The sequence below is a fragment of the Rahnella sp. CJA17(1/100) genome, assembly GCF_963881615.1.
GTDB classification, from domain to species: domain Bacteria; phylum Pseudomonadota; class Gammaproteobacteria; order Enterobacterales; family Enterobacteriaceae; genus Rahnella; species Rahnella aceris.
Map to the genome: position 1 here is coordinate 297,573 of NZ_CAWOJA010000044.1, position 21,175 is coordinate 318,747.

Consider the following 21,175-nt stretch of genomic DNA (forward strand, 5'->3'; position numbering starts at 1 on the left):
TTATCTGTAAGGTTAACTTAAATCCTGGGAAATATGCACCATGCTATAACTGATAACTCATGGTCTAAATTCAAGCTATTGATTATTAACCATAATTTTATATATTCTTTCAAGATCATCCAGTTCGTTTACGCGAATTAATAACTTTTTCTGTTCTAATTCAAATACCAGGATACCGTCTTCAGAAAGATTCATACTGCGGATCCGATCGTAGGTGATGAAAGTGTTGGCGAAATAAAAGCCCTCCTCTTTGAAGAGCATTTTTGGCCAGCGGATAAAAGAGAGATAGAAAGCAATCAGCCCCAGGCCGATCAGTAAATAATTGGTAATAACGGTGCCATTCGCATGGATATTATTATAAAGAAGAATAGCCAGAAGACCGATAAAGATAATCGAATCGAGTCTGTTACGGCGGCGCAGGTTGACCCGCAGGCGAGTTTTACCCTTGCGTGTACCCATGATGAATTCGTCATAGATGGCGTAGGCAAGCAACAGGAGAGTGAAAAGGGCGAGGACGATATCGGTTACAGACATGAAAACTCCAGCTAACAGCCATCAGGCAAAGCAAAGTAAAAATGACAAAGAGATAAATAGCAGAAACAAAAAAGCCGGGGAAAGATTTCCCCGGCTTTGAAGGTTATCAGAGACCTAGCAGGCCAATCCAGTAACCGAAGATACCGATGGCGAAGAAGCCAACGATGATCCACAACGCATTCACTTTCTTCCGCAATAGCCACATACAACCGAAGGTCAGCAGTAATGGCACCAGACCCGGCATCAGCTGGTCCAGAATAGTCTGGACAGTTGTGACGGTGGTATGGCCCGTCTGGTCGGTGATTTTCGACACGACTAGCGGAATGTTAACGTGTGTCCATTTGTTAACCAGGGCCCCCATGACAAAGAGGCCGAGAATTGACGCCCCCTCGGTCAGTTTTTGCAGGAAGCCGCCGCCCATATCGTTAACGATATCGACACCTTTTTTGTAGCCATAAGACACGCCGTAGTAGCGGGTCAGCAGGCGTACAAGGTTAAACAGAACAAAGAACAGCAACGGACCCAGCAAGCTGCCGGTCATCGCAATACCCGCGCCCAATGCCGCAAACACCGGACGCACAGTACCCCAGAAGATCGGGTCACCCACACCGGCCAGAGGTCCCATCAGACCGACTTTCAGGCCGTTGATGGCCGCGTCGTCGATAGGTGCGCCATTGGCACGCTGTTCTTCCATCGCCAGCGTCACACCCAGAACCGGAGCCGCAACGTAAGGATGGGTATTAAAGAATTCCAGGTGGCGTTTGATAGCCGCTTTGCGATCGTCGTTATTTTCAGGGTAGAGACGACGGATTGCAGGCACCATACAGAAGCAGAAGCCCAGAGCCTGCATACGTTCGAAGTTCCATGACCCCTGGAAAAGGTTGGAGCGTATAAACACACCGCGAATATCGCTGGCCGTGAGTTTTTTAACTGCAGTTTGATCAACCATGTCCTTCACCCTTAATCCAATTCGTTGTCGAGATCGTTAACACCCGGTGCAGCCGCCGCTTGCGCAGACTTGTTGTATTTCGGGCTCAACTGGATGTAAAGAACAGCCATCACCACACCAATCACACCCAGTGCAACCAGGTTGAAGTTGGTGAATGCAGCAGTAACGAAACCGAGGTAGAAGAACGGCATCAGGTAGCCAGCACGCATCATGTTGATGACCATGGCGTAACCCACGACGACGATCATACCACCGGCGATGTTCAGACCGTTGGTAACCACTTCAGGGATTGAAGCCAGTAAGTCATGAACAATAGCAGTACCCACAGACACAGCAACAATCACAGCAGGGATGGCAATACGCATTGCCTGCAGGATCAACGCTGAAACGTGGATCCAGCTAATCGCGCTCAGATTCCCTTTTTCAGCCGCTTTATCCGCTGCGTGCTGGAAGGCGACGGTGATGGTACGAACGATGATGGTTAATACCTGACCTGCTGCTGCCAGCGGGATCGCCAGTGCGATACCAGCACCGACAGACTGACCGCCTGCGATGACCAGAATGGTAGAAATGATAGAGGCGAGGGCAGCATCCGGCGCAACGGCAGCACCGATGTTCATCCAGCCAAGCGCGATCATTTCCAGAGTACCCCCGATGATGATCCCGGTTTTTACATCACCAAGAACAAAACCGATCAAAGTACAGGCGACTAACGGACGGTGAAACTGAAATTCATCCAGGATCGAACCCATCCCGGCAATACATGCGACAATAAATATCAGCACAATTTGTAGTGTGGTGATCTCCATTGCACTTCTCCTATGACCAAAGGACGCTGAGTATAAACAGGCACACCAGACAGATAACGTTGAGGGAATCTGCCAACAACGGTGCGCTTATTAATTCATTTTATTAATGAGATCCATCATCTTGAGGCGTGAGTCAGTAGAGACTTTACGCACTTCAAGTTCGATACCTTTTTCATTCAGTTTCCTGAATGCTTCGATATCTTTTTCATCGACAGACACGGCGTTATTCACCTGAGTTTTGCCCTGGCGGAAAGCCATACCACCGATATTAACGGAGGTAATGGTCACGCCACCTTCAACCAGACGCAGAACATCTGTCGGGTTAGTGAACAGGAACATGACGCGATCGCCCGCGTATTTTGGGTTATCCCAGACACGAATGGCTTTCGCAACGTCAACAACGTGTGCGGTAACACCAGGAGGAGCAACCTGAGTCAGCAACGTTTTACGCACGGTATCGGCAGCCACTTCGTCGCTGACAACAATAATGCGTGTCACGTTGGTTTCTTTGGTCCAGCGGGTCGCTACCTGGCCATGGATCAAACGGTCATCGATTCGGGCAAGGCCGATCTTCATATGGTCGTTCGGACCGGCAGGTTTCGCCGGGGCGGCTGCTTTTGGCGCAGGGGCGGCGGCAGGGGCTTGAGCGGCAGGTTCAGGGGTTTTCAGCGCTTTTACGCCGATACGACCCGTCTCCACTGCAATGGCAACCAGTTCTGCGAAAGCAGGATTGTCATCACGTGCCATGAAAGTCTCTGCCAGCATCGGGATGTTAACACCGGTGACAACTTCGTAATTTTCCTTATCGACAACAATACGGCTGGCGGCATTGAACGGGCTGCCACCCCAGGTGTCGACCAGGAAAAGGACGCCGCTGCTGGTGTCTAAACCACCCAACTTAGCCGTGTACTTTTCGATCAGGGTTTCGGCGTTTTCGCCGGGAACGAAATCAATAAAGGCGACATTATCCTGTTCACCTAAAATCATTTCCGCTGTTTTCAGCAATTGCTCAGCTGCTGACCCGTGCGTGCCGATGATAATAGCAATACTCACTCGCTACCTCCTCTGTTAACTCTGGGAAAGAGTTATGCACATAAGTAATGGTGCTGATGATATCCGCCCGTTTTTATTCCTGAGGCGGACGGGGCATTCCGTGCGTCCTGACTGTCCTTAATTTCTGATAAGACTGCAAAACTATAAATGGCAGAACCTCAACGGGTTGTGCGACGTGATTTATTTTAGTGTGCGAAAAAATAATTTTTGTGACGACTGTCCGTTATTGAACGACGTATTGTGAATACGGTTTCACATCGCACATTAAAACAGCATAGATGTTACAAACTGATGCTGAAGGTAAAAGATCACTCTTTCTTCAAATAATCATTCCTGATAAAGTGATTTTCCGAATAATTGAACAGGAGTACCGGGCCTCAGCCCTCCCTATGGACTGTCACCGACGTCACTATTCTTCGCTTTTTCACCTCATTCTTACCGGCAAATCTGCCCCGATGGGCCTGATTTCAGCCGCACTGAAACCGCTTTCATCTGCTATTTCTGCAGTCAATACTTCCGGACGGTCATCTGACAGCCTGGGGTGTGGTGTTTTTGTGCGTCTTTTTTCTTTAACTCATTGCGGAGTCTGACATGGAATTTTTGATGGACCCTTCAATTTGGGTCGGTTTGCTGACGCTTGTCGTGCTTGAAATTGTTCTGGGTATCGACAACCTTGTTTTTATTGCCATTCTTGCTGATAAACTGCCGCCGAAGCAGCGTGATAAAGCCCGTATCATCGGCCTCTCGCTGGCGCTGATCATGCGTTTAGGTTTGCTGTCACTGATTTCGTGGATGGTGAAACTAACCACGCCGCTGTTCAGTATTGCGCAGTTCAGTTTCTCCGGCCGTGATCTGATTTTGTTAGTCGGGGGGATATTCCTGCTATTCAAAGCCACCACCGAGCTGCATGAGCGGCTGGAAGGGCATGACGAGCATGGAGCAACGAATCGCGGCTATGCCAGCTTCTGGGCTGTAGTGGCGCAGATTGTTGTGCTGGACGCGGTCTTCTCGCTGGACGCGGTGATAACCGCCGTCGGTATGGTGAATAACCTGGCCGTCATGATGACTGCAGTGATTATCGCCATGGGCGTGATGCTGCTGGCATCGAAATCGCTGACCCGTTTCGTAAACAACCATCCGACCGTCGTGGTGCTATGCCTCAGCTTCCTGCTAATGATTGGTCTGAGTCTGATTGCTGAAGGCTTCGGGTTCCACATTCCGAAAGGTTACCTGTACGCCGCGATTGGTTTCTCTATCCTGATTGAATTGTTCAACCAGATTGCGCGCCGCAACTTCCTGAAAAGCCAGTCCAGCCGTCCGATGCGTGAACGTACAGCGGAAGCTATTCAGCGACTGATGGGCGGGAAACGCCAGAATGAGCATGAAGATGAGCCCGCTGGCGATGTATTGCCAGCCGGTGAAACCTTTGCGGAAGAAGAACGTCACATGATCACCGGCGTGCTGACGCTGGCGTCACGCTCCCTGCGCAGCATCATGACGCCACGCACCGAGATTTCCTGGGTAGACTGTGAAAAGTCACCGGACGAAATCCGCAGTCAGCTTCTCGATACGCCGCACAGCCTGTTCCCGATTTGCCGTTATTCACTGGATGATGTTATCGGTGTGGTGCGTGCCAAAGATCTGCTGGTGGCGCTGGAAAACGGTGAAAGCATTGTCGCGTTCGCGGAAAAAACGCCGCCGATTGTGGTGCCGGAAACCATGGACGTCATCAACTTGTTGGCCGTTCTGCGTAAAGCCAAAGGTCGTCTGGTGATGGTCAGCAATGAGTTTGGTGTGATTCAGGGGCTGGTGACGCCGCTGGATGTGCTGGAGGCCATCGCGGGTGAATTCCCGGACGAAGATGAAACGCCGGACGTCGTGACTGACGGTGATAGCTGGATTGCTAAAGGCGGAACCGATTTGCATCTGTTGCAGCAAATTCTGGACGTCAAAACGCTGGTGAATGCCGACGACGATTTTGCTTCTCTTGCCGGGCTGCTGCTGTCGAAATCAGGACAAATGCCGGTCGTGGGTGAAGTGATCGAAATGGCGTCGCTGCACTTTGAAATTCTTGACGTGTCGGAATACCGTATCGAACGCGTGCGTATTACGCGGCTGAAATCAGAAGACAAATGGGATGAAGACCAGTAACGGGGCTTTATTTCGGGATGTAAAACGGCGACTCAGGTCGCCGTTTTTTATGGTCGGGGAAAACGGGCTCCCACCTTCAGACCGGATCTGTATTATCCTGCAATTCCATGTTTTGCGTAGTTTTTTTATAACGTTCCAGCCAGATCGGGAATACTTCTATAGGCATCGGGCGGGCAAAGTAATAGCCCTGCAATGAATCGACCCTGCGTTCGCGCAGATAATCTACCTGCTCACGGGTTTCCACCCCTTCAGCAATCAGCTTTAGATTGAGACGCTGCGCCAGTGTGATGATGGTATCTGTGACGGTGGCGTTAATCGCATCGGTGCCAATTGAGGCCGTAAACGCCTGATCGATTTTCAGCACATCGGGATTAAGGGTTTTGAGATAGCTCAGGGAACTGTGACCCGTCCCGAAATCATCAATGGCCAGCAGAATACCCATTTCTTTCAACTGTGAAATCTCAGCAGCACGTAACTCCTGTAACCGCGTCCGTTCCGTCAGCTCCAGCATCAGAGAAACTGACGGCTGCGCCGGAAGCCACAGCTTTCGGATGTCATCAACAATTTCCATATTATTAAAGTGTTGTGCTGCAACATTAATACTGACGTAAAAACCCGGCGTTGCCGGAAATACGGACAGATTTTCAGCGACTGTCTGAATGAGATAGCGTGTCAGCGCAATGATTAAACCGTGCTGTTCTGCCAGAGGAATAAACACATCGGGCGAAACCCATTCCTGCCGGCGGTTTTTCCAGCGCATCAGTGTTTCCACGCCAATACAACGGCCATCCGTACTGTTAATAATGGGCTGACAATAAACTTTAAACTCGCGGTGGGAAATGCCGTGGCTGATTGGATAAGCCAGACTGATGCGACTGCCGGAGAACAGATATATGGCTGTTGCTGTCAGCAGGCTGATCAGAACCGACAGCGGCAGATGTGAAAACAGCTCCTCCCAGGCCAGTGTGCTGGCTTCTTCACCATAAATAGAGACCGCAAAATCATATTTTTCCGATCGGGCGCTCAGCAAAGGGGCGCGCGGCAGGGCACTGGTGTTGATGATTGAATTTTTGCCGTATTCGAGATTTTGTTGTCCGACGTTGAGAACGATGTGGCTGGCATAAGGCGGCTGGGGCTCGAGCAGGAAATTCGACAAGATCCCGATGTTATAGACAAACAGTTCACCGTTAAGATTATCCGGTGTGGTCGGATGCCATAAAACCAGCGTCGGTGTATTGACACGGCTCCATTTCGAGGCGCGCAACTCAAGTTGGGTTTTACCCTGTGCGAAGGAAGGCAAGGTTTGATTGAAATTCAGATCCAGCGTGCCCACCAGGCTTGAACAAACAATGGTGCCGTTGCTGACGAGACTGATTGAACGTAATGTTTGCATGCGGGCGACGGTTTGCTGCAACAGAGGTTGCTGTGCCTTACAGGCGAGTGTCTGGTCGAAAGGAATAATTTTGCCGGCCGGAGAAGCGGGTTCAAGCAATTTTTCCAGTTTTTCAACGGTGTGAACAGCCACCCGTTTTTGATCTTCGGCGATAACCTGGGCTTGTTCGTAGATACGAATGCCCAGCGTCAGAAGCAGCGTACATATCCCCATTGCACTGGCGAGCGCAATGCGATAGTAGCGATACTTCGCGAGTCCGGTCTGGGAGAACAGCATCGTTCTAATCCTTTTATCCCGAGTTAAAGGCAGGCTCAAAATTATTATTTTAAAGGGTTACCGATGCGTAACAGCCATTTCGTTTTTATAGAGAGTAGCTGTAAATCGTCGGGCGCTCAGTTTGAGTAGCGGCAAACTCCCTATATTTCTCTGTTCAAATCGAAAAAAAAACATACAGGTGACAGTGTCACTGAGGTTTTTCCTGTCCATTTCCGACATTTACGCAGACGTAATAAGGGGGACCCGGACAGGGAAATCAGGCGGAAATCAGCATGCCGCACCTGCAGGGTATAATGCAAGTCTCACTACCATTATGTATTGATAATACAACAGGTTGCTGTTAGCGAAGGTTTTATTGCTGCCGGCTACCGGCCAGGTGGTATTTCCTGCGGTAAATTGGTTGAAATTAATACAACCTGAAAATACCGCAGGAAGAGGTCATCTTTTCGACCGGATCAGTCGCACTGAACCTTAATCGCCAGACCGCCACGCGAGGTTTCCCGATATTTGGAATTCATATCTTTACCGGTTTCGTACATCGTCTCAATGACTTTATCCAGTGAAACTCTCGGCTCACTGGTGCGGCGTAATGCCATACGGGCGGCATTAATGGCTTTCACTGACGCGATGGCATTACGTTCGATGCACGGTACCTGAACTTGTCCGGCAACAGGGTCACAGGTTAATCCCAGATTGTGTTCCATGCCAATTTCGGCCGCAACGCACACCTGTTCCGGGCTGCCGCCCAGCAATTCCGTCAAGCCTGCCGCCGCCATTGAACAGGCTACGCCAACTTCGCCCTGACAGCCCACTTCCGCGCCTGAAATCGACGCATTCATTTTATACAGAATACCGATAGCACCGGAACTCAGGAAATAGCGCAGATAAATATCCGGGCTGACCGACTGAATGAACTGGTCATAATACGCCAGCACCGCAGGCACAATGCCGCATGCGCCGTTGGTGGGCGCCGTCACGACACGTCCGCCCGCCGCATTTTCTTCGTTAACCGCGAGGGCAAACATATTCACCCAGTCGATCACGTTCATCGGGTCACTGGAAAGTTTGTCGTTTGACACCAGCATCCGGCGCAGGGCAGAAGCACGACGCGGCACCCGCAACGGGCCAGGCAGAACGCCTTCGGTATTCAGGCCGCGATCGATACAGGCCTGCATGGTGTGCCAGATCTTCTCGAAATACTGCTCAATGTCCTGCTTACTGTGCTGCGCCAGCTCGTTTTTCATCACCAGGCCGGATAATGACAGCCCGGTTTCCTTACATTTTGCCAGCATTTCACTGGCCGAATTAAAGCTGTACGGCACCGCCACTTCATCCAGCACAGGCTGACCGAAATGCTCGTCATCAACGATAAAGCCGCCGCCGACCGAGTAATAGGTTTTGCTGTAAATCATCTTGTCGCCAGCAAAAGCGTGAATTTGCATGGCGTTTTCGTGACGCGGTAAATTCTCCCCGCGGAACACCATACCGGTATCACGTGGGAAATCGACTTCATGCTGGGTTCCGCCCAGCGGCAGACGCTCACGTTGCTCAACGTCGCGGATAAAATGCGGAATGCCGTCGATGTCGACGGTATCTGGCTGATTGCCCGCCAGACCTAAAATAATGGCGATATCTGTGTGGTGGCCTTTACCTGTCAGAGACAAAGAACCAAAAACGTCCACGGCGACACGCGTAACGGCAGGCATCATGCCCTTTTCCAGCAGGTCATCAGCGAACTGTTTGCCTGCTTTCATCGGGCCCAAAGTATGGGAACTGGAAGGGCCAATCCCGACCTTGAACATGTCGAAAACGCTAATCACGTCGAATACTCCTGTAATAGATTGCGGCAGGGAACGGGATCCCTGGCTTCCATAAATGAACCAACACCAGAGACAGCCCTTATGGACGGGTCTCTTGTTCTTATGGATAGACTTATAGTTTAAAAGGGCTGAGAGGCAAAAGTTTCATTTTTCGCATGAAATAAACTTATTTGATGCAAAAGTGTGATCGTAATGTAATCACTGAGCTCAGACTTCAACCTGCCGGGCCAACTGACGGATGATTCCCGCCGTCAGCCCCCAGACAAATTGTTGCTGATACCAGGACAGATAAACCCGGTGGTGAGTGCCTCTGCGGTGAATATCCAGAGGGTGATAACGAGCGAGATCAAAGGCTTCCCGCAGCGGCATTTCAAACAACTCGGCGACTTCATCTTCCGCGGGATGCAGTGGTACATCAACAGGCAACAGCCCGATAACCGGCGTGACCTGAAAACCGCTGCTGCTGTCCTGCGGCGACAGTGTGCCTAATATATGAACCTGTTCAGGGGGGATCGCGACCTCTTCATGCGCTTCGCGTAATGCGGTGGCAATAATTGAGGCATCGGAAGCATCTGCTGCACCACCGGGAAAGGCGACCTGGCCGGCGTGTTTACGCAACTGATCGGAGCGGCGCGTCAGTAAAAGGGTCGGTTCCGGACGGCAGATAATCGGGATCAACACAGCGGCGTGGCGGGTTCCGCGCAACGCCGCAGCAGGCAGGCGCGGCTGCTGCAATTGAAAACGCAGGATGAAATCTTCCACAGCAGGTGAAAACGTCTGTAAGGGCGCGTGTTGTTCCAGCAGCGTCACGGCTGTATTTCTCCTAATTCAGGCAGAATACGGGCAATCTTATCAAAAGTTTCCTGATATTCCGCCTGTTCCTGACTGTCAGCGACGATCCCGCCACCCGCCCAGCAGTAAATTTTGCCCTGTGCGGTGAGCAATGTGCGGATGGTGATATTGCTGTCCATCGTGCCGCAGCAACTCAGATATGCAATGCTGCCGCAATAGCCGTTGCGCCGTTGCGGTTCAAGTTCTTCGATAATTTCCATGGCACGCACTTTGGGCGCACCGGTAATGGAGCCACCGGGGAAACAGGCACGCAATAAGGCGCTGGCGTGACAGGTTTCGGGTAACCGGGCGGTGATCGTGCTGACCAGATGATGGACGGCGGGGAAGGGCTCCACAACGAACAGCTCCGGCACCCGCACACTGCCGGGTGTCGCCACGCGGCCAATATCGTTGCGCAGCAAGTCGACTATCATCAGGTTCTCGGCGCGATCCTTTTCCGATGCCGCCAGTCGTTCTGCCTGCTGCATATCCTCACTCGGATCTTCGCAGCGCGGCAGCGTTCCCTTAATCGGGCGGGTCTGGATTTCAGCGTCTTTCAGCCAGATGAAACGCTCAGGTGAAAGACAGACAACGGCATTTTCCGGCAGACGCAGAAACGCGGAGAAAGGGGCGCGGTTAGCCTGATTGAGGCGCAGGAAAGCCTGCCATTCATCGCCGCTGTATTCTGTCGAAAACCGCTGCGCCAGATTGATCTGATAGCAATCACCACTGTGAATATATTCCTGAATCTTACGGAATTTCTCACCGTATTCTTCGCGGCTCATATTTGCCCGCCACGGCGCATGTAAACGGAAAGGCGCAGGAGAAGGAACAGGTTGGTACTGGGCCAGCCAGCGTAAACGTTCAGAAATGTCACCCTGGCAAATCAGCGTCAGGCGCTGTAAATGGTGATCGGCAATCAGCGCCCAGTCATAAATCCCTACCGCCATATCCGGCAGGTCAATATCCCGTTCTGCAGTTTCAGGCAATGTTTCTATCCGGCGCCCCAGGTCATAACCAAACAAACCCAGTGCGCCGCCCAGAAAAGGAAAATCCGCTGAACTTTCTGCCTGTAAACCGGCCACTGCCATTTGCTCTTCCAGTAAAGCAAACGGATCTTCTGCCCGGGTTTCGGCCATGCCGTTGTGCTCAATCTGCGTTAGCTTGCCACGTGTGGTCAGCGTGATCAGCGGATCGGCCACCAGAATATCGAAACGATTATGCTGGTGCTGTGCCGAACCGGAATGCAGTAACATCGCCCACGGCAAAGCAGAAAGCGGCGCGAACCGTTCAGTTATTGCATCGGGCTGATAAGGTAATGAATGGAAAACAACGGGTTGGGCGAATGGCATGACGGGTATGAGTTTCTCTGGCGCAGTGACTATTTTTCAGGATCCTAACACAGATCGGGCTGCCTGAAAGCAGCGCAGGCGATTTGCGTGAATAAGGCGTATACTGTGCAACCCCGCACTGCGCGGGCTTTTTATTATCACCCGTACAACAGGACACTCCCATGCTGACAGGTATGCCTTCATTATCACATCACGAACAAGAACAGGCCGCCGATCGTATCCGCCAGTTAATGGAAAACGGCATGAGCAGCGGCGAAGCCATTGCGACAGTTGCAGAAGAAATCCGCGAAACGCATAAAGGCGACCGTGTGACCGTCATTTTTGATGACGAAGACGACGAATAAAACGTTGCTCCGCAGTTTCCCTTTGCTGCAAAGAAAAACCGGACTCTTTTCAGGCGTCCGGTTTTTTTTCATCTCAGCGTCAGGAATGGATTAGCCTTTAACCACCACTGCAGCCGCTGCCTGTTTGGCCTGTTCCACGGCGTCTTCAACGTTGTCCGCCGTCGCCAGCGCTACGCCAAGACGGCGCTTACCACTGATTTCCGGCTTACCGAACAGACGGATCTGGTTGTAACCGGTCAGTGCGTTTTCCAGGCCGGTAAACGTCACGTTGTTGCTGGTCAGTTCCGGCAGGATTACGGCAGAAGCGGAAGGGCCGAACTGGCGGATATTGCCCACCGGCAGACCGAGGAATGCGCGCACATGCAGGGCGAACTCTGATAAATCCTGAGAAATCAGCGTTACCATCCCGGTGTCGTGCGGGCGAGGTGACACTTCGCTGAAGATCACTTCATCACCACAAACAAACAGTTCAACGCCAAACAGGCCTTTACCGCCCAACGCTTTCACCACTTTCTCTGCGATGTCTTTGGCGCGCTGCAATGCAAGGTCTGTCATCTGCTGTGGCTGCCAGGATTCGCGGTAATCACCGTCTTCCTGACGGTGTCCGATTGGCGCACAGAAATGAATGCCATCAACGGCGCTGATCGTCAGCAGGGTGATTTCAAAATCAAACTTCACCAGACCTTCGACGATGACCCGTCCGCCGCCAGCACGGCCACCTTGCTGGGCATAATCCCATGCCGCCTGTAACTGATCGGCACTGCGGATCAGGCTCTGACCTTTACCGGAAGAGCTCATCACCGGTTTGATAATGCACGGATAGCCGATGGCGTCGATCGCCTCACGGAAAGCCGCTTCATCATCGGCAAACTGATAAGTGGAAGTGGGCAGCTTCAGCGTTTCGGCAGCCAGACGACGGATGCCTTCGCGGTTCATGGTCAGGCGTGTCGCTTCAGCACAAGGCACGACGTTGTGACCCTGTTTTTCCAGCTCGACCAGCATGCTGGTGGCAATCGCTTCGATTTCCGGCACGATAAAATCAGGGTGTTCGCTTTCGATAACCTGTTTCAGTGCATCGCCATCCAGCATGTTAATGACATGGCTGCGATGGGCGACCTGCATCGCGGGTGCATCGGCGTAGCGATCAACGGCAATCACTTCCAGACCCAGTCGCTGGCATTCAATCGCCACTTCTTTGCCCAGTTCGCCGGAGCCTAATAACATGACGCGGGTGGCGCCAGTGCGCAGTGCAGTACCAATGGTTAACATAGCTTCGTACCCAGATCTGTGTGAAGGAAAATAGGAATTTCGGCGCGCAGTATATCTGAAATTATTGTCGACGAAAACGATTGCGCAGTGCTGTTGATAAATTTAAGCGGGAATAAAAGCAGGATTTTTTTAGCCTGTTTTCTGCCGTTTAAGGCAGTCTGCGGGCGTCTCTGTTATCATTTACCCAAACCATGGCGTCAGGCTTCCTGCCGCTGTCCCGATTTTTGCCTCACATAAAGAGTTATCGCCCTTGAGCACGCATTCCTTTTCTGCCCTGACATTACCCGTTGAGCAACTTTCAAACCTGAATGAACTGGGTTACACCGAAATGACCCCGATTCAGGAAGCGTCGTTGCCTGCCATCCTGCTGGGTCAGGACGTCCGCGCCAAAGCCAAAACCGGCAGCGGTAAAACAGCCGCTTTCGGTATCGGTTTACTGAACAGCATTACCGTTTCACAGTTCGTCGCTCAGGCGCTGGTATTGTGTCCGACCCGCGAACTGGCCGATCAGGTCAGCAAAGAATTACGCCGTCTGGCGCGTTTTACCCAAAACATCAAAATTCTGACTCTGTGCGGTGGCCAGGCAATCGGGCCACAGCTTGAATCGCTGGTCCATCCGCCGCACATTGTGGTGGGTACGCCGGGCCGTATTCAGGAGCATTTGCGTAAAGGCACGCTGAAACTGGACGAACTGAAAGTACTGGTGCTGGATGAAGCGGACCGCATGCTGGATATGGGCTTTAGCGAAGATATCGAAGATGTCGTCAGTTATACGCCGCAGGATCGCCAGACGCTGCTGTTCTCCGCGACGTATCCGGACGGCATTGAGCGCATCAGTTCTAAATTTCAGCGTCAGCCGCTGAAGGTAGAAATCGAAGGTGAAGATGACATTGCTGATATCAGGCAGATTTTCATCGAAGCCGACAAACATCAGCGCTTATCGCTGCTGGCCGCAGTGCTGTATCAGTATCAGCCGACTTCCTGTGTGGTGTTCTGTAACACCAAACGTGACTGTCAGGATGTTTGTGATGACCTGAAGGCGAAAGGCATCAGTGCGCTGGCGCTGAACGGCGACCTCGAGCAGCGTGACCGCGACCGCGTACTGGTGCGTTTCTCCAACGGCAGTTGCCGCGTACTGGTGGCGACAGATGTGGCGGCGCGCGGGCTGGACATTAAACAGCTCGGCCTGGTCATTAATTACGAGCTGTCTTTCGACCCGGAAGTTCACGTTCACCGCGTGGGCCGTACCGGTCGTGCGGGCACCAGTGGTCTGGCCGTCAGTCTCGTGACACCGCAGGAAATGCCGCGTGTAACGGCGCTGGAAGATTACACCCGCCAGCGGTTTACCTGGCAGCCCGCAGCGCAGGCACTGGCCGCCGCCCCGGTGGCGCTTGATCCTGAAATGGCAACGTTATGCATCGATGGCGGCCGTAAAGCCAAAATCCGTCCCGGCGATATTCTGGGCGCGCTGACCGGTGACGCCGGGCTGACCGCAGCTGAAGTCGGTAAAATCGATATGTTCCCGGTTCATGCTTATGTGGCGATTCGTCAGAAGAGCGCTAAGAAAGCGCTGCAACGTTTGCAGGAAGGGAAAATTAAAGGCAAGAATTGCAAAGCCATTATCTTGCGTTAACCGGGTTTCTTATCGCTTTGCATTGGTCGTCTTGTTGTTAATGTTGTGTTATTGCCTTGTTGAGGATTATATTATCTAACGCAAGCGATGACCTTGTCTTATGTAGGGATATTGTCCGGCAAGGTCAACTGAATGAACGACAAAGACTGGGAAGACGAACGATGAAAAAGATAATCTTGGGCGTTGTGATGGCCGTTGCAGGAATGAGCGGTCTGAGCCAGGTTGCACAGGCCGATGAGCCTGAAGTGAGAACGGCAACGGTAACACCCTGTTCCACGGCCACAAAAGATGAAGTGGCAGCACTGGTTAAACGTGATTTCCTGCAAAACCGTATTCCGCGCTGGGATGCAGATAAAAAAGTGCTCGGCACTTCCACGCCGGTCGCGTGGGTGGTGACTGACAGCATCAGCGGCAATAACGCCAGATGGAATATCCCGCTAAAAGTGCGCGGTGATCACACTGATAAAACCTATCAGGTGACCCTCAACTGCCAGATCGGCGAAATCAGCTACAGCACGCCGGTATAGCCTTTCTGCACTTCCGGTTGCGTCCGTTATTTCTTAGCGGACGCATTATTTCCCTGCATTGACGTCTCTTGGTTTCCCTGCCTAAACCTGTCACTCTTGTCACACCGCAAAGAGGACAAAGAGATCCCGAGATGATGACACCTCCAAAGGCTGAAAAACGCCCGCAAACCCTGAGCGTACACGGCGATGACCGCGTCGATAACTATTACTGGCTGCGTGATGATGACCGCGCCGATCCTCAGGTTCTGGCGTATCTGACCGCTGAAAACCAATATACCGAACAGGCCATGCAACCGCATCAGGCGCTGCGTGAAACCCTGTATGGCGAAATGGTTGCGCGTATTGCGCAACAGGATCATTCCGTTCCCTACGTGAAACATGGCTACCGTTATCAGACCCGCTATGAACCGGGCAACGAATACCCCCTTTATCTGCGTCAGCCCGCAGCGGAACATGAAAACTGGAGCACGCTGATTGATGGCAATGAACGTGCCAGAGACAGCGAATTTTACACGCTGGGCGGTCTGGATATCAGCCCTGATAACAAACTGATGGCCGTGGCGGAAGACTTTCTTTCGCGCCGTCAGTACGACATCCGCATCAAAAAACTTGATGACGAAACCTGGACTGACGATCTGCTGAAAAACACCTCCGGCAGCAGCGAATGGGCGAACGATTCTCAGACACTGTATTACGTGCGCAAACACAAGAAAACGTTGCTGCCGTATCAGGTTTATCGCCACGTGGTCGGCACTGATCCTAAGACCGACAAGCTGGTGTATGAAGAGAAAGACGACACGTTTTACGTCGGGCTGGATAAAACCACGTCTGAAAAATACATTCTGATCCACCTCGACAGCACCACGACTTCCGAGATCCTGCTGCTGGATGCCGATGATCCGCAGGCAAAACCGCAGGTGTTTCTCTCACGCCGTAAAGATCATGAATACGCTCTCGATCATTACCTCGGGCATTTCTACATCCGCTCCAATAAAGATGGCAAAAACTTCGGACTTTATAAGAGTGAAGATGGCGTGGAAGCAAACTGGCAGACGCTGATTGCGCCGCGTATTGAAGTGATGCTTGAAGGCTTCAGCCTGTTCCGTGACTGGCTGGTGGTGGAAGAACGTCATCAGGGGCTGACGCAATTGCGTCAGATCCACTGGAAAACCGGCGAGGAAAAATCGCTGGCGTTTGACGATCCGACCTATACCACCTGGCTGGCGTACAACCCGGAGCCGGACACCTCATTGCTGCGTTATGGTTATTCTTCCATGACCATGCCGAGCTCGTTGTTTGAACTCGATCTGGATACGCATGACCGTACGCTGCTCAAGCAGCAGGAAGTGAAAGATTTTGATGCGGCAAATTACCGCAGCGAACGTGTCTGGGTCACGGCACGTGACGGCGTGAAAGTCCCGGTGTCACTGGTGTATCGCCGCGAACTGTTTAAGCCGAATGAAAATCCGTTACTGGTTTACGGTTACGGTTCCTATGGCAGCAGTATGGATCCGGCGTTCAGTGGCAGCCGTCTGAGTTTACTCGACAGAGGATTTGTTTTCGTACTGGCGCACATCCGCGGTGGCGCTGAGTTGGGCCAGCAATGGTATGACGATGGCAAACTGTTCAACAAACTCAACACTTTCCATGACTTCATTGATGTGACCAAAGAACTGGTTGCTGAAGGCTACGGTGACGCCGGGCAGGTTTACGCCATGGGCGGCAGTGCAGGCGGTTTGCTGATGGGCGCGATTATTAATCAGGCGCCAGAATTGTATCGCGGCATTGTGGCACAGGTGCCGTTCGTTGACGTGGTGACCACCATGCTTGATGAATCCATTCCACTGACCACCGGTGAATATGACGAGTGGGGCAACCCGAACGACAAAGCGTATTATGACTATATGCTGCAATACAGCCCATATGATCAGGTTCGCGCGCAGGCATATCCGCATATGCTGGTCACCACCGGACTGCATGATTCGCAGGTGCAATACTGGGAGCCGGCAAAATGGGTGGCGAAATTACGCGAGCTTAAAACCGATGATAACCAGTTGCTGATGCATACCGATATGGATTCCGGGCACGGCGGTAAATCCGGACGCTTCAAAGCCTACGAAGATATCGCGCTGGAATATGCCTTTGTGCTGGCGCTGGCAGCGAAGCACTAAATATCACACCTTTCCCCTAAATAATTCGGGTTGCAGCCAACGCCACTGCAGCGCGAAGTAGGACGGGGAGAATAAAAAAAACCCGCTCTCGGCGGGTTTATTCTACGAAGTCCATTGTCAGGCAGAAGCTTTCTTGGCTTTTTTCTCAGCCTTTTTTTCGGCCGGGGTTTTCAGTGGTTTTTTCTTCGCATTCTTTTTGCTATCCATTCCTTTACTCATATTTGCCTCTCTTAAAGCTGGTGGATTGGGTTGCTCTGCTATTTACTGCTTAATTCGCTCCGGTTGCAAGTGTCTTCGCAGGTTTTTCTTCACTCTTTGCACGGCCGCTTTAAGGCGGGCCGGGCGTGCCTGAAAGTGAAATTGCGCGATAAGTATGCGAACGGCATGCAAAATAACGATTTTTGCTTATAACACCTTGTGGCGGGCTAGCCGATGCGCTGTTATGAAGATGTAAGCACATCAATCAATACACTGGCCGAATAGAACAGGAAATGTCATGCCAAAATTTAAAGGGTTATATCCGCCACGGGAAGCCTATGCCAGCGGCATGCTTGATACCGGCGATGGTCACCAAATTTACTGGGAGCGCAGCGGAAACCCGGCAGGCAAGCCAGCAGTATTTCTCCACGGCGGACCCGGCGGCGGCTGCTCATCGGTACACCGTCAGTTGTTTGATCCCAATGATTATGACGTCATGCTGTTTGACCAGCGTGGCTGCGGACGCTCAAAACCTCACGCCAGTCTCGAAAACAATACAACCTGGCATCTGGTCGAGGATATCGAGCGTTTGCGCAAAATGGCCGGTGTCGACAAATGGCTGGTGTTCGGCGGCTCGTGGGGTTCAACACTGGCGCTGGCGTATGCCGAGACGCATCCTGAACATGTCAGCGAGATGGTGCTGCGCGGAATCTTCACGCTGCGTAAGCAGGAACTGTCCTGGTATTATCAGGACGGCGCGTCCCGCTTCTTCCCGGAAAAGTGGCAACGTATTTTGTCGATTCTGTCGGATGAAGAGCGTAAAGACGTGATTGCTTCTTACCGGGCCCGTCTGACTTCCGGCGATCGCGCTGTGCAGCTTGAGGCTGCTAAAATCTGGAGCCTGTGGGAAGGGGAGACCGTGACATTGTTGCCTGCGGAAGGTTCGGCATCCTTTGGTGAGGACAATTTTGCGCTGGCGTTTGCCCGTATAGAAAACCACTATTTTACACATCTGGGTTTTCTGGAAAGTGACGACCAGTTGTTGAAAAATGTCACACGTATTCGCCACATTCCGGCCGTCATTGTGCATGGCCGTTATGATATGGCCTGCCAGGTGCAAAATGCCTGGGATCTGGCGCAGGTATGGCCGGAAGCGGAGTTGCACATCATTGAAGGGGCAGGGCATTCGTTCGACGAGCCTGGCATTCTCGATCAACTGATCCGCACCAACCAGCGTTTCGCCGCCCGGCGCTAATGTTGCCTGCTACTCCCGTTTACTTTTGCTTCGGCTCATAAGGTAAGCGGGAGAACTTATGTGATTCCCCGCGATAGAACATCACCCGCTCACGAAAATAGGTGCGCAGATGCGCAGGCTGCTCGCGTTCCGCCATCTCAGCGACAACCGGCATGTTGTAGCGTTCTTTAAAGGCCACCGCTGAGGCCGCAAGATCGACATTGATACGATCCATTTCTTCTTTACTGATTTCAGCCAGATTGATGCTCATAACTGCTTCCCGATGATCCGTTTTACCACATTGTACCCGAGGCAGGCGCCAGCGTGAATGTTGCGATTTGGCTTTTATGTTCCTGTGCCCGGCAAAGAATGCGGATAATTATCAGGAGTAAATAAGAACCATTCACAAAGCAGAAGTGATAATTATATTCAACAAGGCGGTGTTAATTAATATCGTAAATAAGAATGATTCCTTTTAATAGGGAATTACATGTTAATGATTATCATTGTTGAATATTTATTGATTTATAAAATTATTTAAAATCAATTGGTTAAAATTAATTGTTATTGCTGTGCATATTAATGTGAATAAGGTGTATTTATTTTGTGTTGATGCGGGCATAATGCAGATAAATAAATCAGCCCACCTGACTTAATTCAATTTATGGAGCCGTATCGTGCTTAAAAAAGAAATGATTGATCAGCTTAATGAACAGCTGAACCTCGAGTTTTATTCTGCCAATTTATATTTGCAGATGAGTGCATGGTGCAGCGACAAAGGCTACGAAGGTGCCGCCGCTTTCCTTAAACAGCATTCAATGGAAGAAATGGACCACATGCATCGCCTGTTCAAATACGTCAGCGATACGGGTGCTCTGCCTTTGCTGGGCGCAATTGCCGCTCCGCCGGTGGCTTTTGAATCCCTGACTGATCTGTTCAAACAGACTTACGAGCATGAACAGCTGATCACCCAGAAAATCAACGAACTGGCTGATCTGTCTATGACGCTGAAAGATTACTCTTCCTTCAACTTCCTGCAGTGGTACGTTTCTGAACAGCATGAAGAAGAGACGTTGTTCAAATCAGTCCTTGATAAACTGGCGCTGGTCAGCAACACCGGTAACGGCCTGTTCTTCGTGGATAAAGATCTCAAAAATATGGTGACGCAAACTCCGGCGGGCTAATTTCCCGCCAGAGGTGTTCACAAAAACGCAGAGTGCTTCCGCCTCTGCGTTTTTTTATGCCTTTTTGGCAAACGTTTTGTGGCGGTTTGCGCTAAAGTGACGGCGTTATAAATTCATCGTTAAGCAAGCCAAGGAATTATCGTGTTCAAAAAAACCACTTCTCTTTGCCGTGCCCTGGCAGTCTCAGCCGTTCTGCTGAGCGGATTTATCTCACAGCAGGCTTCTGCTCACGCCCATCTGAAAACAGAAACCCCGGCGGCGGATTCGGTGTTAACCGTCAGCCCGACTGAACTGTCTCTCGGCTTCAGTGAAGGGATCGAGCCTGATTTCAGTAAAATTACCCTGACGGACGCCAGCCAGAAAACAGTGAAAACCGGCAAAATGACGCTGGCAGCGAATGACAATACTCAGGCCGTTCTGCCACTTTCCGATGCGTTGAGCGCGGGGAAATACATTGTTTCGTGGAACGTTGTCTCCGTTGATGGTCACAAAACGCACGGTCAGTACAGTTTCACCGTTAAATAAACGATGAGTCTGACTGCACTGTTTGTTCTGTGCCGCTTCATGCATTTTGCTTCGCTGATGCAAATCTTCGGTCTGAGCGTTTTCTGCTCGCTGCTGACGCCTGCAGGTTTCTCGGCCGTGTTGTTGCGCAAAAACCAGACCCTGATGATTTGCTCCGCCCTGGTTGCGGCGGTCACTTCGGTCGGTATGCTGGCGATTCAGGCTGCGCTGATGGGCAACGGCTGGAGTGATGCGCTGAATCTGAATGTCTGGCTGCTGGTTTTAACCACTGCATTTGGTGAAGTCTGGCGCTGGCATTTATTACTGACGGCCGCGCTGTTGCTGGTGCTTTTGATGGACTGGCTGCCCGCGCGGAATATGCTGGTCTTCCTGTGCTCATGCGGTTTACTGATGAGTCAGGCGTTGGTCGGCCATGCTGCGATGCATGAAGGTCTGCCCGGGCTGGTACAGCGGACGAATCATGTGGTGCACCTGCTCAGCGCGGCCTACTGGTTCGGGTGTTTGCTGCCATTGCTGATCTGTATGGGGTATACCCGACAGCCTTCAGCAAGACCTTATGCTATTGCCACGCTTATCCGTTTTTCGCTCTGGGGACATGCCGCCGTCGCGCTGGTGATCCTCACCGGTATCATCAACACGGCCATTATTTTACAGCGCTGGCCAACGGATATGACGTCGCTTTACCAGTGTCTTCTGGTGGTCAAAGTGCTCATGGTAGGAATGATGGTGGCTGTCGCTGTGTTTAACCGCTACCGGCTGGTGCCCTCAATGGGTAAAGATCCCGACAGGGCACAACACTATTTTATCATGATGACCTGGCTCGAATGGGGGCTGGCGCTGGGCGTGTTACTGCTGGTGAGTGTGTTTGCCACACTGGCACCGCGCTGAACGGGTTATCTGAATAAGTACCAGGAATTTAATA

19 protein-coding genes are annotated in these 21,175 nt (G+C 51.6%); 9 read left to right on the forward strand and 10 right to left on the reverse strand.

Annotation, left to right across the window (positions count from 1 at the left end):
• Window positions 1-75: 75 nt before the first annotated feature.
• The 4 genes from AACU55_RS18315 to manX form a co-directional block, all read right to left on the reverse strand.
• Window positions 76-534: a DUF986 family protein gene (locus tag AACU55_RS18315; RefSeq protein WP_013576193.1), complete on the reverse strand. Its 459-nt coding sequence runs from the start codon at window positions 532-534 to the stop codon at window positions 76-78.
• A 106-nt stretch (window positions 535-640) separates the two neighbouring features.
• Window positions 641-1,483: a PTS mannose transporter subunit IID gene (locus AACU55_RS18320; RefSeq protein WP_013576192.1), complete on the reverse strand. Its 843-nt coding sequence runs from the start codon at window positions 1,481-1,483 to the stop codon at window positions 641-643.
• Window positions 1,484-1,494: 11 nt separating this feature from the next.
• On the reverse strand, window positions 1,495-2,292 hold the full coding sequence (locus AACU55_RS18325; protein ID WP_013576191.1) for a PTS mannose/fructose/sorbose transporter subunit IIC: 798 nt from the start codon (window positions 2,290-2,292) through the stop codon (window positions 1,495-1,497).
• Between the two features lie 90 nt (window positions 2,293-2,382).
• Window positions 2,383-3,345 carry a PTS mannose transporter subunit IIAB gene (gene manX / locus AACU55_RS18330; RefSeq protein WP_037037407.1) on the reverse strand — a complete coding sequence of 321 codons (963 nt, stop codon included), beginning with the start codon at window positions 3,343-3,345 and terminating at the stop codon, window positions 2,383-2,385.
• 591 nt (window positions 3,346-3,936) lie between these two features.
• Between manX and AACU55_RS18335 the strand changes: the two genes are divergently transcribed.
• Entirely contained in the window at window positions 3,937-5,496 is a 1,560-nt protein-coding gene (locus AACU55_RS18335; protein ID WP_037037410.1) for a TerC family protein, read from the forward strand.
• 76 nt (window positions 5,497-5,572) lie between these two features.
• Here AACU55_RS18335 and AACU55_RS18340 read toward each other — a convergent pair whose 3' ends face one another.
• From AACU55_RS18340 to pabB, 4 genes are all read right to left on the reverse strand, one after another.
• Window positions 5,573-7,165, reverse strand: a complete 1,593-nt coding sequence (locus AACU55_RS18340) for an EAL domain-containing protein (RefSeq protein ID WP_013576188.1) — start codon at window positions 7,163-7,165, stop codon at window positions 5,573-5,575.
• A gap of 455 nt (window positions 7,166-7,620) precedes the next feature.
• Window positions 7,621-8,985, reverse strand: coding sequence for an L-serine ammonia-lyase (locus AACU55_RS18345; protein ID WP_013576187.1), 1,365 nt, complete (start codon window positions 8,983-8,985; stop codon window positions 7,621-7,623).
• A 207-nt stretch (window positions 8,986-9,192) separates the two neighbouring features.
• Entirely contained in the window at window positions 9,193-9,795 is a 603-nt protein-coding gene (locus tag AACU55_RS18350) for a CoA pyrophosphatase (RefSeq protein WP_013576186.1), read from the reverse strand.
• Entirely contained in the window at window positions 9,792-11,168 is a 1,377-nt protein-coding gene (pabB, locus tag AACU55_RS18355) for an aminodeoxychorismate synthase component 1 (protein ID WP_134705886.1), read from the reverse strand. The genes AACU55_RS18350 and pabB overlap by 4 nt, the downstream gene beginning before the upstream one ends.
• Before the next feature lie 161 nt (window positions 11,169-11,329).
• Here pabB and AACU55_RS18360 point away from each other — a divergent pair, with 161 nt between their 5' ends.
• Window positions 11,330-11,512, forward strand: a complete 183-nt coding sequence (locus tag AACU55_RS18360; RefSeq protein WP_013576184.1) for a YoaH family protein — start codon at window positions 11,330-11,332, stop codon at window positions 11,510-11,512.
• A gap of 90 nt (window positions 11,513-11,602) precedes the next feature.
• On the opposite strand, the gene purT is transcribed toward AACU55_RS18360, so the two are convergent.
• Window positions 11,603-12,781 carry a formate-dependent phosphoribosylglycinamide formyltransferase gene (purT, locus tag AACU55_RS18365; protein WP_112152151.1) on the reverse strand — a complete coding sequence of 393 codons (1,179 nt, stop codon included), beginning with the start codon at window positions 12,779-12,781 and terminating at the stop codon, window positions 11,603-11,605.
• Window positions 12,782-13,031: 250 nt separating this feature from the next.
• Here purT and dbpA point away from each other — a divergent pair, with 250 nt between their 5' ends.
• From dbpA to pip, 4 genes are all read left to right on the forward strand, one after another.
• A complete protein-coding gene (dbpA, locus tag AACU55_RS18370) occupies window positions 13,032-14,414 on the forward strand; it encodes an ATP-dependent RNA helicase DbpA (RefSeq protein ID WP_013576182.1) in 1,383 nt (460 codons plus the stop codon).
• Window positions 14,415-14,575: 161 nt separating this feature from the next.
• Window positions 14,576-14,941, forward strand: coding sequence for a protein YebF (gene yebF, locus AACU55_RS18375; protein WP_013576181.1), 366 nt, complete (start codon window positions 14,576-14,578; stop codon window positions 14,939-14,941).
• Window positions 14,942-15,072: 131 nt separating this feature from the next.
• Window positions 15,073-17,112, forward strand: a complete 2,040-nt coding sequence (locus AACU55_RS18380) for a S9 family peptidase (RefSeq protein ID WP_121020076.1) — start codon at window positions 15,073-15,075, stop codon at window positions 17,110-17,112.
• A 496-nt stretch (window positions 17,113-17,608) separates the two neighbouring features.
• Window positions 17,609-18,565, forward strand: coding sequence for a prolyl aminopeptidase (gene pip / locus AACU55_RS18385; protein ID WP_134705887.1), 957 nt, complete (start codon window positions 17,609-17,611; stop codon window positions 18,563-18,565).
• Window positions 18,566-18,584: 19 nt separating this feature from the next.
• Here the strand turns inward: pip and AACU55_RS18390 are convergent, their stop codons facing one another.
• Complete coding sequence (locus tag AACU55_RS18390) at window positions 18,585-18,815, reverse strand: DNA polymerase III subunit theta (RefSeq protein ID WP_013576177.1); 231 nt, start codon at window positions 18,813-18,815, stop codon at window positions 18,585-18,587.
• Between the two features lie 406 nt (window positions 18,816-19,221).
• Between AACU55_RS18390 and ftnA the strand changes: the two genes are divergently transcribed.
• From ftnA to copD, 3 genes are all read left to right on the forward strand, one after another.
• Entirely contained in the window at window positions 19,222-19,728 is a 507-nt protein-coding gene (gene ftnA / locus AACU55_RS18395; RefSeq protein ID WP_013576176.1) for a non-heme ferritin, read from the forward strand.
• 138 nt (window positions 19,729-19,866) lie between these two features.
• Window positions 19,867-20,253 carry a copper homeostasis periplasmic binding protein CopC gene (gene copC / locus AACU55_RS18400; RefSeq protein WP_369794827.1) on the forward strand — a complete coding sequence of 129 codons (387 nt, stop codon included), beginning with the start codon at window positions 19,867-19,869 and terminating at the stop codon, window positions 20,251-20,253.
• Between the two features lie 3 nt (window positions 20,254-20,256).
• A complete protein-coding gene (gene copD / locus AACU55_RS18405) occupies window positions 20,257-21,141 on the forward strand; it encodes a copper homeostasis membrane protein CopD (RefSeq protein WP_134705888.1) in 885 nt (294 codons plus the stop codon).
• Window positions 21,142-21,175: the final 34 nt, after the last annotated feature.